This is a genomic window from Acidovorax sp. SUPP2539, from assembly GCF_030158975.1.
Taxonomy (GTDB): domain Bacteria; phylum Pseudomonadota; class Gammaproteobacteria; order Burkholderiales; family Burkholderiaceae_C; genus Paracidovorax.
Map to the genome: position 1 here is coordinate 306,907 of NZ_BQXJ01000002.1, position 16,327 is coordinate 323,233.

Here is a 16,327-nt window from a genome sequence, read left to right on the forward strand (position 1 = left end):
GCAAAGCCCGCCCCTGGCGGGCTTTGTCTTTTGCGGGCGTGGTGCCGCGCCCCGTGCAGGGGTGTGCCATGCGAATGGCGCAGCTATCATGCCCCGGTCCCCCAGCCCACTCTCTTCGCATGCTGCCCCGCCACTCCGACCCCATCGCCGCCATCGCCACCGCACCGGGGCGCGGCGCCGTGGGCATCGTGCGGGTCTCGGGCCGGGGTCTGGGACCGCTCACCGAGGCGCTGTGCGGGCGCGCCCTGCGACCGCGCGAAGCCACGTACCTGCCCTTTCGCGATGCGGCCGGCCAGTCCATCGACCAGGGGCTGGCGCTGTATTTTCCCGCGCCCCACAGCTACACGGGCGAGGACGTGCTGGAGCTGCAGGCGCACGGCGGCCCCGTGGTGCTGCAGCTACTGCTGGCGCGCTGCCTGGAAGCCGCCACCCAGGCCGACGCGGCCAGCGGCCGGGCCCGCCTGCCCGGCCTGCGCCTGGCACAACCGGGCGAGTTCACCGAGCGGGCCTTCTTCAACGACAAGATCGATCTGGCGCAGGCTGAAGCCATTGCCGACCTGATCGATGCAAGCACCGAAGCCGCGGCGCGAAGCGCCAGCCGTTCCCTGGCGGGCGCGTTCTCGCACGAGATCCACCGCCTGCGCGATGCCCTCATCCACCTGCGCATGCTGGTGGAGGCCACGCTCGACTTTCCCGAAGAAGAAATCGACTTCCTGCGCAAGGCAGACGCCAGCGGGCAGCTGTCGAATTTGCAGCAGACGCTGGCCGCCGTCATGCAGCGCACGCGCCAGGGCGCGCTGCTGCGCGAGGGCATCAAGGTAGTGATCGCCGGGCAGCCCAACGCCGGCAAGAGTTCGCTGCTGAATGCCCTGGCTGGCGCCGAGCTGGCCATCGTCACGCCCATCGCCGGCACCACGCGCGACAAGGTGCAGCAGACCATCCAGATCGAGGGCGTGCCGCTGCACGTGATCGACACGGCGGGCCTGCGCGAGAGCGACGACGAGGTGGAGAAGATCGGCATCGCGCGCGCCTGGGACGAGATCGCCGCGGCCGACGCCGTGCTCTTCCTACACGACCTCACGCGCGCCGATGCGGCCGACTACCAGTCGGCCGATGCCGACATCGCCGGCACCATCGCCCGGACGCTGCCCAGCCATGTGCCGGTCATCGACGTGTGGAACAAAACCGATCAGGCACCGGGCCACAGCGCTACCGCCATGCCGGACCGACCGGCGGTCCACCTCTCGGCCCGCACGGGGGACGGGCTGGACGCACTGCGCCGCCTGCTGCTGGACGTGGCCGGATGGCAGTCGGCCCCCGAGGGCGTCTACATCGCTCGGGCGCGGCATTTGCAGGCGCTCCAGGCAGTGGACGGCCACCTGATGGAGGCCGCGGCGCAGCTGCATTCGCCAGGCCCGGCGCTCGATCTGCTGGCCGAGGAACTGCGGCTGGCGCAGCAGGCCCTCAATGCCATCACGGGGGAATTCACCTCCGACGATCTGCTGGGCGTGATCTTCTCCAGCTTCTGCATCGGAAAATGACGCACCCGCGGAACGGTTGCGTTTTGTAAGGAGTGGTAAAGAGTGCTTGTGCGCCGAACGCATCGGGCTTAACTTCCGCGCCACTATGAATGCTGTGCTGTCATCCCACACCCCAAAAATGGACCTCACGGGTCTCGTGCAGGCCATCGCCCAAGCGCCGGCGGAAGACAGCATGATGAACCCGCTGACCACGGAGCAATGGGACCTGCTGTCGGGCTACCTGCTGCCCATGTCACTCGCCACCGGCCACACCCTGTTCACGCAAGGCGCCAGCGACCGCACGCTGTACTTCGTGGAAAGCGGCAGCCTCAGCGTGCACTACGAAGACGAAAAAGACCGCCTGCGCCTGGCGATCGTCGGCCCCGGCTCCGTCGTGGGCGAGAGCGCCTTCTTCTCGCACAAGCCCCGCACCGCCACCGTGCAGGCAGGCGCTCCGTCCAAGCTCTGGAACCTGACGGCGCTGCGGTTTTCCGAGCTCTCCAACCGCCAGCCGGCCGTGGCCCTCAGCCTGGCCATGGCCATGGGTTCGGTGCTGTCCAAGCGGCTCGGCAACCGCCGCCGGCGTGTTGCTGCGACCTGACACCTGAGCCCCCATCGGGCCCGTGCCGGCGCCTGCGGACGCGGGAAAGCCATTGGCTCCCGGAGCGCGCGTTACACTCGTTTTCGAACTTTTGGCGCTATCCGAAAAAGGCACGGCATGTCACTTTTCAGTTGGTTCAACCGCAAACCCCCTGCGCCCCGGCAGCGCCCGGCGGTGGAGCCCTCCGGTCTGCTGAATGCAGACGCCACGGTGCCCCTGGTGCCCGGACGCGGCCCCGGCAAACCGATGGCCGAGCCTGCGGCAGAACACGCGGCCAACCGCAAGAACGAGCGCATGGAGCGGCGCGAACTGCTCTACACCGTGGTGCGCGATGCCATGGTCCGCGCGGGCGTGCTGTCCGCGGGCTACAAATTCAAGGTGCTGTCCCTGGACCAGCGCGGCCGCCAGTTCCTGGTGATGATGGACCTGGCCCGCGAATACGGCGGCGAGACCGTCCGCCTGAGCGAGATCGAGGCGCTCATCGCCCAGACCGCCAAGACCCGCTTCGACATTCTGGTGACCGCCGTGTACTGGCGCATCAACGACCACGTGGCCGTCGGCATGCCCAGCAAAGGCCTCGCGCCCCACGGCGTAGCCGGCCCTTCCGTGCTGCACGTGCCGGCCCCGGTGGCGCGTCCTCCGGCCCACGCGCCGGCCCCTGCACCCGTGGCCGCCCCGCCCATCGATCCGCTGCTCGCGCCGCGCAGCGCGCCCCTGGTGCCCCCAGCGCCGCCGGCCCGCGCCCCTGCCAAGGCGTTCGACCCGATTGAGGCCGACGAAGTGGCGGCCTTCAAGCGGGCCCTGGACAACGCCGCCGCGGCCAAGCCCCCCGCACCGGCACCGCGCACGGGGGTGTCCACGCGCTCGGGACCGCTGCTGCCTTCGACGCCCACCGGTTTCGAAGACACGGAAATGCCGGGCAGCGACGCGCGCTCACCCGATCTGAGCAACACGCAGTACGGCGACCTGCGCTGAGCCGCACCAGCGGCGGCACGGGCCTCATCCCCCAGCCGCCGCCGCGTGTCGGCCTGCAACGGATCAGTACACGTCGCGCCGGTAGCGGCCCTCGGTGATCAGCGCATCGACGGCATCGGCGCCGAGCACCTCCACCATCGCCGCGTCCACGCCGGCCGCCATGCCTTCGGCGCTGCCGCACACATAGACCACCGCGCCCTGCGCGATCCATTCGCGCAAGGGGCCCGCCGCATCGCGCAGCCGGTCCTGCACATGGCGATGGGCCTCCCCATCGCGGGAGAAAACCCGGTCCAGCCGTTCGAGAAAGCCCTGGTTCTGCCAGCCACCGATTTCTTCGGCGCACAGGTTGTCATGGGCCCGCTGGCGCTCGCCGAACAGCAGCCAGTTGCGCCGGTGGCCCGCACGCACCCGGGCCCGCAGGTGGGAGCGCAGGCCTGCCAGGCCCGATCCATTGCCGATGAAGAGGCAAGGTGCGTCGCCCGGGGCGGCATCGAAGCGCGGATTGGCCACCAGGCGCAAAGCCACTTCGGCACCCAGCGGGGCATGGGCGGTGAGCCAGCCCGACGCCAGCCCCAGCCCCTGGGAATGCCGCTCCTGGCGGACCAGCAACTGCAGCGCGCCGTCGCCAGGCAGGGAGGCCACGGAATAGGTGCGAGGCGCCAGGGCCACCAGCGCATCGGCACAGGCCTGGGCAGATGCCCCGGCAGCGTCCGACGGCGGCGGGGGCAGCACGCTCACCGCCAGGGCCTCGGCCAGCGTGGTCCTGCCGCCCCCGTGCTGCACCGGCGCAGCGCCATCGGCGCCCGCAGCTTGCAACCAGGCCGCGACGGCCCCGGGCGCGTGGCGCGGCAGCACCTCCACCAAGGCGCCCGGATGCCATTCGGCCGGGGTGCCTGCGGTGAACGACACCTCGAACAAGGGGTGGCCCAGGCTGCCCGGATTGAGGCAATCGCGCCGCTCCAGGCGCCACGGCGCGTAGATGGGCGCCATACCGCCTTCCAACGCCCCCTCCAGGGCCAGATGCGCGACGCCGTCCAGTGCGGCCAGGGCCTCGCTCCAGCGGGCCAGGGCCGCAGGATCTGCATCGTCCACTTCGATGAGCGGAAACAGCGGCACGGCGCCCGCCCGGCGCAGGCCTTCGTCCAGGGCGTGGCCGAAGCCGCAAAAGCGCTTGTAGTTGCGGTCGCCCAGCGCGAGCAGGCCGTAGCGCACGCCCTGCAGCGAGTCCAGCGGCTGTTGTGTCAGCAACCGGGCGAAACGGCGGGCGTTGTCGGGCGGCTCGCCCTCGCCGAAGCTGCTGGCCACCAGCAGCACGCGGCGGTGCCCGGCCAGCATCGCGGGCGTGAGCGCCTGCAGCGATTGCACAGCCACACCCAAGCCGGCGCGCTGCAATGCGGCCGCGCTCTGCAGCGCCATGCGCTCGGCTTGGCCGGCCTGGCTGGCGTAGGCGACCAGCAGCGTGTCGGCGCCCTGCGCCGCGCCGCCTGCCGCCAGTGGTGCGGGCTGCCCGTGGGCGGCGCGCGCGGCCTCCGTGGCACGGCGCTGGCGACGGCGCCCCAGGTAGAGCATCCAGCCGGTGACCGCGAAGAGCGGCATGGCCAGGCTGGCCACCATCACCGCCACCCGGCCGGGCAGGCCGAAGTAGGTGCCCATGTGCAAGGGATAGATGGTGGCGAGCGCGCGTGCCGCGGTGCTGCGCTGGGCATGGCGGTCGTCCAACGGTACCTCGCCGGTCAAGGGCTCGATGGACATCCGGTTGCGCTGGCGGTCATGCGTCGCGTCCGCGGCCAGCCAGGTGAACTGCACGGCCTGCGTGGGCCGCGCTGGCAGGCGCAGGCTGGCCTGAGTCCAGGGCCCTGCCCGCTGCTCGAACGTGCGCCAGGCGCGCGTGAGGTCCAGCGGCGCGGCATCGGCGGCATCGGGCCCGGCCTTGCCGCCCGCGCGCGGGGCAGGGGCTGCCGTGCGCGCTGGGCGCGGAATGCCGGCCCAGCCGTCCACCGTGTCGCGCACCGCATCGAACGCCCAGTAAAGCCCGGTGGCGGTGAGCACGAGGTACACCACCAGCGCCCACGTGCCGACCACCGAATGCAGCGCCCACAGGAGCGAGCGGCCCTTGAGCGCCGGATCGAACGTGAGCCAGGTGCGCCAGCGCAGCGGGTGGCGCGGCCAGCGCAGGTACAGGCCCGAGAGCGACAGTGCAAGCAGGCACAGCGCGAGCACGCCCGTGGCCACGCGGCCGGAGTCGCGCGGCAGCAGCAGCCAGCGGTGCAGCGCCTCGATCCATTCGAAGGCGTCCTGCCCCTTCAGCGCCGGCTGCAGCGCGCCGGTGTAGGGGTGCACGTAGACGGTGTCGCCCCGGCGCTCGCCGGGACGCGCCTGGAAGATCACCCGCGCCGCCGCACCGGGTTGCGATTGCACCGTCAGGGTGCTGATGCGTGGGTAGCCGGGCACGCGCGCCACAGCGTCCACGATCTGCTGCGGGGTGAGCATGGGCCCGGCGTGCGGCGTGACCTGGCGCACGCCGGGGTTGAGGGCGTCCAGGATTTCCTCATGGAAGGACAGCAGCGCCCCGGACAAGCCGATGGCCACGAGCACGGTCCCCGCCGTGATGCCCAGGAACCAGTGCACCTGGAACCACGCCTGCCGCAGCGAGGGCAGCGCCAGCCGGCGCCATGGTGCACGCCGGGCCTCCGATGCCCCGCCCTGCGGCTGGCAAGCCCCGTCAGGGGCCAACGCACCAGCGCTCCGGGCCAGCGGCTGGGATGTGGCGCCGTCGCGGTTCACAGGCCCGCCCCTTCGCCAGGTCCGGCGTGCGCCAGAGCCTGGCCGGGGGCGGAAAGAGAGACAGCCCGCAGGCCGGAGCGGCGCGGGTCGAACGGGACAAGGCGGGACATAGCGGACGGAACCCAGGAAAGAAGCGAACGAGAAAAGCCATTCCATCTGCAGCAGCGCCAACGCCCCACGCCGCGGCGGTCTCCAGCCGAACGCCGGAACGAATCCGCCGGATGAGAATGATTGCTAATTTTATCGCGCCTGCCCACCCAGGGGCCGTGGCGGGCCCGGCCAGCGGCTTTCCGTCCCGGACTCAGTGGCCGGCGAAGTCCACCAGCGTGTACAGCGGCAGGCCCGCGTCCCGCAGACGCTGCGAGCCACCCAGCTCGGGCAGGTCCACGATGGCCGCGCCCTCGGTCACCATCGCGCCCAGCCGCTCTAGCAGATTCTTGCCCGCCATCATCGTGCCGCCCGTGGCGATCAGATCGTCGATGAGCAGCACGCGGTCGCCCGGCTTCACGGCGTCGGCATGCAACTCCACGGTGGCGCTGCCGTATTCCAGTTCGTAGGTTTCCTCGACCGTGGTGAAGGGCAGCTTGCCTTTCTTGCGGATCGGCACGAAGCCCACGTTCAGCTCATAGGCCACGACCGCGCCCAGAATGAAGCCGCGCGCATCCAGCCCGGCCACCACATCGGGCCGCAGGGCCCGGTCCATGTAGCGGTGCACGAAGGCATCGATGAGCACGCGGAACACCTTCGGGTCCTGCAGCAGCGGGGTGATGTCCCGGAACTGCACGCCCGGCGCGGGCCAGTCGGGCACCGTGCGGATGTGCTGGCGAAGGTATTCGTTGACGCTGAGGGCTTGCATGGCGCGGTGGAGAAGGCTGGAAGGAAAAGGCCGCCCGCTCGCGGCAGCACAGGTGCCGCCACGCCAGGGGGAGGGAAAGAAGGGAAGGAATGCAGTGTATCGGCGGGGCAGCCGCTTGCGGCTGCCGGACGCTCACACCCGCAGCAAGGCGTCTTCCGCCAGCGCCAGCGCCGTGGGGTGGCCCGAGAGCACCAGCGTGTCGCCTTCCGCCAGCACCGTGGCATCGTCCGGCTGCGACATGCGGCCGTCCTTGTGGCGCAGGTTCACCACCCGAACGCCCATCGCATGCAGGGCCAGCGGCCCCAGCGTCTGGCCCAGCGGCCGCACCCCGGGGGGCAGCGTGATGGACGCCAGCCGCTCCTGGTCGCGCTCGGACACGGTGTCGTCGTCCGCCCCGTGGAAGTAGCCGCGCAGCAGGTTGTAGCGGGCATCGCGCTGGTCCTGCACCAGGCGCAGCACGCGCCGCATGGGCACACCGACCAGCGCCAGCGCATGGCTGGCCAGCATCAGCGAACCTTCGATGGCCTCGGGCACCACCTCGGTCGCGCCGGCGGCCTGCAATTTGTCGAGGTATTGGTCGTCCTGCGTGCGCACCACCACCGGCACCTGCGGCGCGTGCTCGCGCGTGTTGGCCAGCACCTTGAGCGTGGCGGGAATGTCCAGGTACGTCACCGCCACGGCACTGGCGCGCACCAGCCCGGCCGCCATCAGGGCCTGCAGCCGCGTGGCATCGCCGTACACCACGGAATCCCCGGCCGCCGCGGCCTGGCGTACCCGGTCGGGGTCCAGGTCCAGCGCCATGTAGGGAATGCCTTCGCGCTCCAGCATCCGCGCCAGGTTCTGGCCGCAGCGCCCATAGCCGCAGATCAGCACGTGCTTGCTGGTGTTGATCGACTTGCGTGCGATGGTGGTCATCTGCAGCGACTGCTGCAGCCAGTCGCTGGCGACCAGCTTCATCACGATGCGGTTGCTGTACAGGATGAGGAACGGCGTCGCCAGCATCGACAGCACCATCGCGGCCAGGATGGGGTTCATCAGCGCGGGCTGCACCAGCCCGTGCTCCTGCGTGAGCGACAGCAGCACGAAACCGAACTCCCCCGCCTGCGCCAGATACAGCCCCGTGCGCAGCGACACGCCCGTGGTGGCGCCCATGCCGCGCGCCAGCACCAGGATCACGCCGGCCTTGACCAGCAGGGGCACCACCAGGAGCAGCAGCACCAGCGCCCAGCGCTCCAGCAGGATGTGCCAGTCCAGCATCATCCCCACGGTGATGAAGAACAGGCCCAGCAGCACGTCGTGGAAGGGCCGGATGTCCGTGCCCACCTGGTGGCGGTATTCGGTTTCGGACACCAGCACGCCGGCGATGAAGGCCCCGAGCGCCAGCGACAGCCCCGCCGTCTCGGTCAGCCAGGCCAACCCCAGCGTGATGAGCAGCAGGTTCAGCATGAACAGCTCGTCGCTCTTGCGGCGCGCCACCAGCGTGAGCCACCAGCGCATCACCCGCTGGCCACCCGCCAGCAGCACGCCCACCAGCACCGTGGCCTTGAGCAGCGCCAGGCCCAGCGCCACGAACAGCTGGTCCGGCCGGGAGCCGAGCGCCGGGATCAACACCAGCAGCGGCACCACGGCCAGGTCCTGGAACAGCAGGATGCCCAGGACGCGGCGGCCGTGCTCGCTCTCCAGTTCCGCCCGCTCGGCCATCAGCTTGACCACGATGGCGGTGCTGCTCATCACCAGCGTGCCGGCCAGGGCCAGCGCCGTCTGCCAGCCCATGTCCCAGATGCCGCCCACGTAGCGCGACAGCAGCAGCACGCCCGCCATGGTGGCCGCCATGGTCAGCGCCACCTGCATCAGGCCCAGGCCGAACACGAACTGCCGCATGGCGCGCAGCTTGGACAGGCTGAACTCCAGGCCGATGGCGAACATGAGGAACACCACGCCGAACTCGCCCAGGTGGCGCACGCCTTCGGAGTTCTGGGCCAGCGCCAGCGCATGGGGCCCGATCAGGATGCCCGCCGCCAAGTAGCCCAGCATCGGCGGCAGCTTGAGGCTGCGGCACGCCACCACCCCCAGCACGGCAGCCAGCAGGTAGAGCAACGTCAAGGCAAGTGAGGACATGCACGGATGCTAGCCCAGGCGCGGCGCAGGCCCATGGTCCGGCCGATAGAATCCGCGCATGCTTTCCGCCCCCGCCGCGCCTGCGCCCTTCCATGCCGACCAGGCGCTGCGCCTGGCCCGCGAAACCTTCGATATCGAGGCCGCCGCCCTGACCGGCCTGTCGGCCCGTGTGGACGCGAGCTTCGCCAGCGCCGTCGAGCGCGTGCTCGCCACCACGGGGCGCGTCGTGGTGATGGGCATGGGCAAGAGCGGCCACATCGGCCGCAAGATCGCCGCCACCCTGGCCTCTACCGGCACACCCGCCTTTTTCGTGCATCCTGCGGAAGCCAGCCATGGCGACCTGGGCATGGTCACGCCGGGCGATCTGGTCCTGGGCATCTCCAACAGCGGCGAAAGCGCCGAGCTCACCGTGCTGCTGCCCGTGCTCAAGCGCTTGGGCGTACCGCTCGTGGCCATGACCGGGGGGCTTCAGTCCACCCTGGCGCGCCATGCCGATCTGGTGCTGGACTGCAGCGTGGACCGCGAGGCCTGCCCGCTCAACCTGGCCCCCACCGCCAGCACCACCGCGCAGCTGGCCATGGGCGACGCCCTGGCCGTCGCCCTGCTGGACGCCCGCGGGTTCCGGTCCGAAGACTTCGCGCGCTCCCACCCCGGCGGGGCCCTGGGCCGCAAGCTGCTCACGCACGTGAGCGACGTCATGCGCTCGGGCGAGGAGATCGCGCGCGTGGCGCCCGGCGCATCGTTCAGCGAACTCATGCGCGAGATGAGCGCCAAGCGCCTGGGCGCCTCGGCCGTGGTGGACGGTGCGGGCCGCGTGCTCGGCATCTTCACCGACGGCGACCTGCGCCGGCGCATCGAAGCCGGCGCGGAACTGCGCGGCGCCACCGCGGGCGAGGTCATGCACCCCGGCCCGCGCACCATCGCCCCCGACGCGCTGGCCGTGGACGCCGCCGAGATGATGGAGCGCCACGCCATTACCAGCGTGCTGGTGGCCCATCCGGACGGTCTTCTCGTCGGCGTGGTGCACATCGGCGACCTGATGCGCGCGAAGGTCATCTGATGGACCAGCCCCTCGCCCGCGCCACGGCCGGTGCGGCAACGCCCGCCAGCCAGCCGCTGCCGCCCCTGCAGCCCGCCCTGCAGTTCGATGCGCAACTGCTGCTGCGCGCGCAGGGCGTGCGCGTGGCGTTTTTCGACGTGGACGGCGTACTCACCGACGGCGGCCTGTACTTCAGCGAAGCCGGCGAGACGCTCAAGCGCTTTCACACGCTCGACGGCCACGGCATCAAGCTGCTGCAAAAGGCCGGAATCACCCCCGCCGTGGTGACGGGCCGCGATGCCCCCGCGCTGCGCCTGCGCCTGAAGAACCTGGGCGTGGTGCATGCCCGCTTCGGCACCGAAGACAAGCGCCCGGCCGCCGAATCCATCCTGGCCGAACTGGGACTCGACTGGGCACAGGCCGCCGTGATCGGCGATGACTGGCCCGACCTGCCTCTGATGCGCCGCTGCGCACTCGCCTGCGCGCCCTGCCATGCTCACATCGAGGCCCGCGCCGTGGCCCACCACGTCACCGCCGCAGCGGGCGGGGCCGGCGCGGCGCGCGAGTTCTGCGACCTGCTGCTGGTGGCCAGTGGCCGCTATGCCCAACTGCTGGAGGCCTACACCGCATGATCGCCACGCTGCGCCGGGGCTGGGACCGGCTGTCCATCTACCTTCCCGTGGCCCTCATGGGGCTCATGGCGCTGGGCACGTGGTGGCTGGTGCGCAACGCGCCCACACCGGCCAAGCCCGTGCAGGAACGCCCGCCGACGCACGAGCCGGACTATTTCATGAAGACCTTCTCGGTCAAGAGCTTCGATGCCACCGGCCGGCTGCAAAGCGATGTCCGCGGCGACTTCGCGCGCCACTACCTGGACACCGACACGCTGGAGATCGACAAGGCCCACATGCGCTCGGTCGCGCCCGATGGCCGCCTGACCATCGCCACGGCCGACCGCGCGCTCACCAATGCGGACGGCTCCGAGGTGCAGCTGTTCGGCAACGCCATCGTCACCCGCGAGCCCCTGGTGCGGCCCGGGCGCGAGCCGCTGCCGCGCCTGCAGTTCCGGGGCGAGTTCCTGCACGCGTGGCTGAACGACGAGCGGGTGCAGTCGAACCAGCCGGTCACGCTGACGCGGGGCAAGGACCAGTTCACCGCCGACACCATGGACTACAACAACCTCAGCCAGATCATGCAGCTGCAGGGCCGCGTGAAGGGCATGCTGATGCCGCCGGCCGGCAAGTGACCGGCACTGGACGGCGCACGATGCCTAACCACCCCTCAGGAGCCCCCATGCCTTCCAGCCCCCTGGTGTTCATCACCGGCGCATCCAGCGGCATCGGCCAGGCGCTCGCCCTGCGCTTTCACCAGGCCGGCTACCGGCTCGCGCTGGTGGCCCGCCGCACGGCAGAGATGCAATCGTGGGCCAGCGCAAACAACATCCCGGCAGATAGCTATCAAATTTATAGCGCCGATGTGGCACAGCCCGAAAGCATCGTGGCGGCGGGCCAGGATTGCATGGCCCGGCAAGGGGTGCCCGATGTCGTCATCGCCAACGCGGGCATCAGCGTGGGCATGGACACCGCCGTGCGCGAGGACATCGACGTGATGGCACGCACCTTCGCCACCAACAACATCGGCATGGCGGCCACGTTCCAGCCGTTCGTGGATGCGATGGCCCAACGCGGCAGCGGGGCGCTCGTGGGCATCGGCAGCGTCGCCGGCATCCGGGGCCTGCCCGGCCACGGCGCCTACTGCGGCAGCAAGGCGGCGGTCATCAGCTACTGCGAAAGCCTGCGGGGCGAATTGCGTTCGTCGGGGGTGCGGGTGGTCACGCTGTGCCCGGGGTACATCGACACCCCGCTCACCCGGCAGAACCGCTACGCCATGCCTTTCTTGATGCAGCCCGGTGACTTTGCCGACCGCGCGTTCGCCGCGATCCGCGCGGGCGCGAGCTACCGCGTCATTCCCTGGCAGATGGGCGTGGTGGCCAAGTTGCTGCGTGTGCTGCCGAACGGGCTTTTCGACCGCCTGCTGTCGGGCCGCCCGAGAAAGCACCGGCAAAAAAGCGGCGCCCCGCACTGACCGGGCACGGGGCCCGCCTCGGGGTTCCAGCCGGCGGCGCCCACAAAAAAGGCCCCTGACAAGGGGCCTTTTGTTCTTGCGCGAGAAGCCTTCACGGATGGGAAGGGCCCTCGCTGCGGGAGAGGATCAGTAGCCGCCGTTGCCGCCACCACCGTAGCCGCCACCGCCACCACCGTTGCGGCCACCGCCGCCGCCATTGCGCGAACCGGAGCCGTAGGGGCTGCGGAAACCGCCATCGCCGCGACCACCGCCGCCGCCATAACCACCACCGCCGCCTTCGCCGCGGCCACCACCACCGTAGCCACCGCCGCCGCCATCACTGCGGCCGCCACCGTAGCCACCGCCGCCGCCATCACTGCGGCCGCCACCGTAGCCACCGCCACCGCTGCGACCACCGCCGCCGCCGTATCCGCCGCCGCCACCACCGCCGTAGCCGCCACCACCACCACCGCCGCCAAAACCGCCGCTGCGGGGGGGACGGGGTTCCATGGGACGCGCCTCGTTCACCACGATGCTGCGGCCGCCCAGGGGCTGGCCGTTCATGCCCTGGATGGCGGCTTGCGCTTCAGGGTCGCTGCCCATCTCGACGAAGCCAAAGCCCTTCGAGCGGCCCGTGTCGCGCTCCATCATGACTTTGGCGCTCGTCACGGCTCCGAATTGGCCGAAGGCCTGCTCTAGGTCACTGTCACGCACCGAGTACGGCAAATTGCCGACGTACAGTTTGTTGCCCATTACGGGACTCCTCAAAAACACATTGATAAAGCGATGGAGTCCCGAAAACGCAGCCAGTGAATCACAAAGATGTCCCATGCGCGAAACTGACGGATCCCCGCAAACGTCGACGCGAAAAATATCTCGCCGATGCATTATGGGCCATAAATTCCGCAAAAAAGCAAGGTGCCGGACACGGGCCAAACGCGCTGGCTCAGCCATGAAAAAAGGGCCCCGAAGGACCCTTTTTTGAAATGCTGTCAGCGTGAGCTTAGTAGCTGCTGCGGCCACCGCCGTAGCCACCACCGCCACCACCGCCGCCGAAACCACCGCTGCGGCCGCCACCACCGCCGTAGCCGCCGCCACCGCCGTTGCCGCCACCGAAGCCGCCGCCACCGCTGCGGGGGGGACGGGGTTCCATCGGACGGGCTTCGTTGACCACGAGGTCACGGCCGCCGAAGTTTTGACCATGCGCGCCTTGGATGGCGGCTTGCGCTTCGGCATCGCTGCCCATTTCGACGAAGCCGAAACCCTTGGAGCGGCCGGTGTCACGTTCCATCATGACCTTGGCGCTTTGCACGGCGCCGTACTGGCTGAACGTTTGTTGCAGGTCGTCGTCGCGGAAAGAATAGGGCAGGTTGCCCACGTAGAGTTTGTTGCCCATGAAGGACTCCTAAAAAAACAAGAAAACGCGATGGAGCCCGACGCAATCAACAAACCTGTGACGACTTCAAAGACGCGAAACCGACCAATCACCGCTACTTGCGTTCCTGCTTGGCAGAAAGGCAAGGCCCATTATTAACCATCTATTCGGGGTCCAAGCACGAAAATTGGCGCGTCTGCAACGTTTTCGTTGGGTATTTACCCGAAGGCTGGAAGCGCATCGTTACAATCGGCCCGTCTTTGGGGAGTAGCCCGCCCGGCGCACAGACCGCACGGGGGCATGCATCAACAAACTCGGGCCTGCGCGGCCTGTGGTGCATGCGGTTCCATCGGAACTGGGCGAGACCATTGACTGCACACCGATCCCAAAGGCCGGCGTCGGGGTGCAGTCAATGCTCTGCGACCTGTCCGGCCGGACAACTCCCTGCCCCCATGGAAGCCTTTTTCGTTTCGACCGCCATCGTCGCCCTCGCGGAGATGGGGGACAAGACCCAACTCCTTTCCCTCGTTCTCGCGGCGCGTTTTCGCAAGCCCTGGCCGATCGTGCTCGGCATCCTGGTCGCCACGCTGGCCAACCACGCGCTGGCCGGCGCCGTGGGCGCCTGGGTGACGACCGTCGTGGGGCCGCAGGTGCTGCGCTGGGGTCTCGGGCTGTCGTTCATCGCGATGGCGGTGTGGATGCTCATCCCCGATCGGCTGGACGACGACGCATCGGGCGGCGCACCGCGCTTTGGCGTGTTCGGCACCACGCTGATCGCGTTCTTCCTGGCCGAGATGGGCGACAAGACCCAGGTCGCCACGGTGATGCTGGCCGCGCGCTACAGCGCCTACTGGTGGGTGGTGGCCGGCACGACGCTGGGCATGATGCTGGCCAACGCGCCCGTGGTGTGGCTGGGCGAGCGCATCACGCGGCGGGTGCCGATCCGCGCGGTGCACATGGTGTCGGCGGTGATCTTCCTCGCGTTGGGGCTGATCGCGCTTTTCGCACCCGCGGCCTGAACACGCACGGGCCCATGGCCGGCGCGCCCGGGCTTTGGTATAGTGCCCCTTGCGCCGATTTGCATAGCTTGCGGGCGCTTTATAAATACCGCTAAAGACCCGTCCGCCAAGTGACAGACACACCGACCCGGCCTCGTTTTTAGCGACGCCGGGTTTTTTCATGTCCTTCATTGCCACGCCCCAGTCCCTGCATTTCGCCGACGCGCTGCCGCTGCAGGGCGGCGGCGCCATCCGCGACTACACCCTCGCCTTCGAGACCTACGGCACGCTCAACGCCGACCGCTCCAACGCGGTGCTGGTGTGCCATGCGCTGAACGCCTCGCACCACGTGGCGGGCGTGTACGAAGGACAGCCCAAGAGCGAGGGCTGGTGGAACAACATGATCGGCCCCGGCAAGCCGGTGGACACGAACCGCTTCTTCGTGATTGGCATCAACAACCTGGGCTCGTGCTTCGGATCGACCGGCCCGATGGACACGCACCCGGACACGGGCGAGGTGTATGGCGCCGACTTCCCCGTGGTGACGGTGGAGGACTGGGTGAACGCGCAGGCCCGCCTGCTGGACCGCATCGGCGTGCAGCAGCTCGCTGCGGTGCTGGGAGGCAGCCTGGGCGGCATGCAGGCGCTGTCGTGGACGCTGCAGTACCCCGAGCGCGTGCGCCATGCGGTCGTGGTGGCCAGCGCCCCCAATCTCACGGCGGAGAACATCGCCTTCAACGAGGTGGCGCGCCGGGCCATCGTGACCGACCCGGACTTCCATGGCGGGCACTTCTACCGGCACGGGGCGATCCCGCAGCGCGGCCTGCGCATCGCGCGGATGATCGGCCACATCACGTACCTGTCGGACGACGTGATGAACGAAAAATTCGGCCGCCAGCTGCGCCAGACGGTGATGGAAGAGACGCTGCCGGCGGGCACCGCCCCCGGCACGCCCGGCGCAGGGCCGGGCTACCGCTACAGCACGCAGGACATCGAGTTCCAGATCGAGAGCTACCTGCGCTACCAGGGCGACAAGTTCAGCGAGTATTTCGACGCCAACACCTACCTGCTGATCACCCGCGCGCTCGATTACTTCGACCCCGCGCTCGCCTACGGCGGCAACCTCACGCTGGCGCTGGCGCGCGCGACGGCCCGGTTCCTGCTGGTGAGCTTCACCACCGACTGGCGCTTTTCGCCCGCGCGCAGCCGCGAGATCGTGAAGGCGCTGCTCGACAACCGCCGCGACGTGAGCTACGCCGAGATCGACGCACCGCACGGCCACGACGCCTTCCTGCTCGACGACGCCCGCTACATGGGCGTCATCGGCTCGTATTTCGACAGCATCGCCAAGGAGTTCGCATGACCGAGAAAGCCACCATGCATGCGATTTCCCGGCTGGTGCCGCACGGCGCGCGGGTGCTGGACCTGGGCTGCGGCGACGGCGCGATGCTGTCGTACCTGCAGCGCGAGCGCGGCTGCACGGGCTACGGCATCGAGATCGACGACGCCAACGTGCTCGCCTGCGTGCGCCGCGGGGTGAACGTGGTGCAGCTCAACCTGGAGGAAGGGCTGGCGATGTTCGGCGACAACTCGTTCGACCTGGTGCTGCAGATCGACACGCTGCAGCACCTGCGCAACACCGAGGTGATGCTGCGCGAGACGGCCCGCGTGGGCCGCGCGGGCGTGGTGGCGTTTCCCAATTTCGCCCACTGGCCCAACCGGCTGTCGGTGCTGCGCGGGCGCATGCCCGTCACGCGCCGGCTGCCCTACCAGTGGTACGACACGCCCAACATCCGCGTGGGCACGTTCAAGGATTTCGAGGTGCTGGCGCACAAGAACGCCCTGCGCGTGATCGACGCGTTCGGCCTGCAGGACGGGCGCGAGGTGCGCTTCCTGCCGAACGCCCTGGCGGGCACGGCGGTGTTCCACTTCGAGCACGCCTGACGGGCGCGGGGCTGCGGCCCGGAGGCCGACTTGCCGAGGCACGGGGCTGCGTC

15 protein-coding genes and 1 riboswitch are annotated in these 16,327 nt (G+C 69.7%); of the genes, 10 read left to right on the forward strand and 5 right to left on the reverse strand.

Annotation, left to right across the window (positions count from 1 at the left end):
- Positions 1 to 119 precede the first annotated feature (119 nt).
- The 3 genes from mnmE (at position 120) to AVTE2539_RS09010 (ending at position 3,096) form a co-directional block, all read left to right on the forward strand.
- Positions 120 to 1,541, forward strand: a complete 1,422-nt coding sequence (gene mnmE, locus AVTE2539_RS09000) for a tRNA uridine-5-carboxymethylaminomethyl(34) synthesis GTPase MnmE (RefSeq protein ID WP_284409887.1) — start codon at positions 120 to 122, stop codon at positions 1,539 to 1,541.
- Positions 1,542 to 1,626: 85 nt separating this feature from the next.
- Positions 1,627 to 2,121 (forward strand): Crp/Fnr family transcriptional regulator, encoded by a 495-nt coding sequence (locus tag AVTE2539_RS09005; RefSeq protein ID WP_272566394.1) that lies wholly within the window; start codon positions 1,627 to 1,629, stop codon positions 2,119 to 2,121.
- Positions 2,122 to 2,238: 117 nt separating this feature from the next.
- Entirely contained in the window at positions 2,239 to 3,096 is an 858-nt protein-coding gene (locus tag AVTE2539_RS09010) for a hypothetical protein (protein ID WP_284409888.1), read from the forward strand.
- Positions 3,097 to 3,159: 63 nt separating this feature from the next.
- Here AVTE2539_RS09010 and AVTE2539_RS09015 read toward each other — a convergent pair whose 3' ends face one another.
- From AVTE2539_RS09015 to AVTE2539_RS09025, 3 genes are all read right to left on the reverse strand, one after another.
- Positions 3,160 to 5,754: a PepSY domain-containing protein gene (locus AVTE2539_RS09015; protein ID WP_284410656.1), complete on the reverse strand. Its 2,595-nt coding sequence runs from the start codon at positions 5,752 to 5,754 to the stop codon at positions 3,160 to 3,162.
- Between the two features lie 427 nt (positions 5,755 to 6,181).
- Positions 6,182 to 6,736: an adenine phosphoribosyltransferase gene (locus AVTE2539_RS09020; RefSeq protein ID WP_284409890.1), complete on the reverse strand. Its 555-nt coding sequence runs from the start codon at positions 6,734 to 6,736 to the stop codon at positions 6,182 to 6,184.
- A gap of 132 nt (positions 6,737 to 6,868) precedes the next feature.
- Positions 6,869 to 8,854 (reverse strand): monovalent cation:proton antiporter family protein, encoded by a 1,986-nt coding sequence (locus tag AVTE2539_RS09025; RefSeq protein WP_284409892.1) that lies wholly within the window; start codon positions 8,852 to 8,854, stop codon positions 6,869 to 6,871.
- Between the two features lie 58 nt (positions 8,855 to 8,912).
- Between AVTE2539_RS09025 and AVTE2539_RS09030 the strand changes: the two genes are divergently transcribed.
- The 4 genes from AVTE2539_RS09030 to AVTE2539_RS09045 are packed head-to-tail and all read left to right on the forward strand — an operon-like array spanning position 8,913 to position 11,978.
- Positions 8,913 to 9,914 (forward strand): KpsF/GutQ family sugar-phosphate isomerase, encoded by a 1,002-nt coding sequence (locus AVTE2539_RS09030; RefSeq protein ID WP_284409895.1) that lies wholly within the window; start codon positions 8,913 to 8,915, stop codon positions 9,912 to 9,914.
- Positions 9,914 to 10,525 carry a KdsC family phosphatase gene (locus tag AVTE2539_RS09035; RefSeq protein WP_284409897.1) on the forward strand — a complete coding sequence of 204 codons (612 nt, stop codon included), beginning with the start codon at positions 9,914 to 9,916 and terminating at the stop codon, positions 10,523 to 10,525. Before AVTE2539_RS09030 ends, AVTE2539_RS09035 begins: the two co-directional genes overlap by 1 nt.
- Complete coding sequence (lptC, locus tag AVTE2539_RS09040; RefSeq protein WP_272566386.1) at positions 10,522 to 11,139, forward strand: LPS export ABC transporter periplasmic protein LptC; 618 nt, start codon at positions 10,522 to 10,524, stop codon at positions 11,137 to 11,139. Before AVTE2539_RS09035 ends, lptC begins: the two co-directional genes overlap by 4 nt.
- 47 nt (positions 11,140 to 11,186) lie before the next feature.
- A complete protein-coding gene (locus AVTE2539_RS09045; RefSeq protein WP_284409900.1) occupies positions 11,187 to 11,978 on the forward strand; it encodes an SDR family oxidoreductase in 792 nt (263 codons plus the stop codon).
- A 126-nt stretch (positions 11,979 to 12,104) separates the two neighbouring features.
- Here the strand turns inward: AVTE2539_RS09045 and rbp (AVTE2539_RS09050) are convergent, their stop codons facing one another.
- Positions 12,105 to 12,710, reverse strand: a complete 606-nt coding sequence (gene rbp / locus AVTE2539_RS09050; protein WP_284409901.1) for an RNA-binding regulator — start codon at positions 12,708 to 12,710, stop codon at positions 12,105 to 12,107.
- A 250-nt stretch (positions 12,711 to 12,960) separates the two neighbouring features.
- The gene (gene rbp / locus AVTE2539_RS09055) at positions 12,961 to 13,353 is read right to left on the reverse strand and encodes an RNA-binding regulator (RefSeq protein ID WP_092742454.1); all 393 of its coding nucleotides are present in this window, start codon (positions 13,351 to 13,353) and stop codon (positions 12,961 to 12,963) included.
- A gap of 224 nt (positions 13,354 to 13,577) precedes the next feature.
- Positions 13,578 to 13,775: riboswitch (yybP-ykoY riboswitch) on the forward strand.
- A 9-nt stretch (positions 13,776 to 13,784) separates the two neighbouring features.
- Between rbp (AVTE2539_RS09055) and AVTE2539_RS09060 the strand changes: the two genes are divergently transcribed.
- The 3 genes from AVTE2539_RS09060 (at position 13,785) to metW (ending at position 16,274) form a co-directional block, all read left to right on the forward strand.
- On the forward strand, positions 13,785 to 14,351 hold the full coding sequence (locus AVTE2539_RS09060; protein ID WP_272566381.1) for a TMEM165/GDT1 family protein: 567 nt from the start codon (positions 13,785 to 13,787) through the stop codon (positions 14,349 to 14,351).
- Positions 14,352 to 14,511: 160 nt separating this feature from the next.
- Positions 14,512 to 15,693: a homoserine O-acetyltransferase MetX gene (gene metX, locus AVTE2539_RS09065; RefSeq protein ID WP_284409902.1), complete on the forward strand. Its 1,182-nt coding sequence runs from the start codon at positions 14,512 to 14,514 to the stop codon at positions 15,691 to 15,693.
- On the forward strand, positions 15,690 to 16,274 hold the full coding sequence (metW, locus tag AVTE2539_RS09070; protein ID WP_284397602.1) for a methionine biosynthesis protein MetW: 585 nt from the start codon (positions 15,690 to 15,692) through the stop codon (positions 16,272 to 16,274). Before metX ends, metW begins: the two co-directional genes overlap by 4 nt.
- Positions 16,275 to 16,327 lie beyond the last annotated feature (53 nt).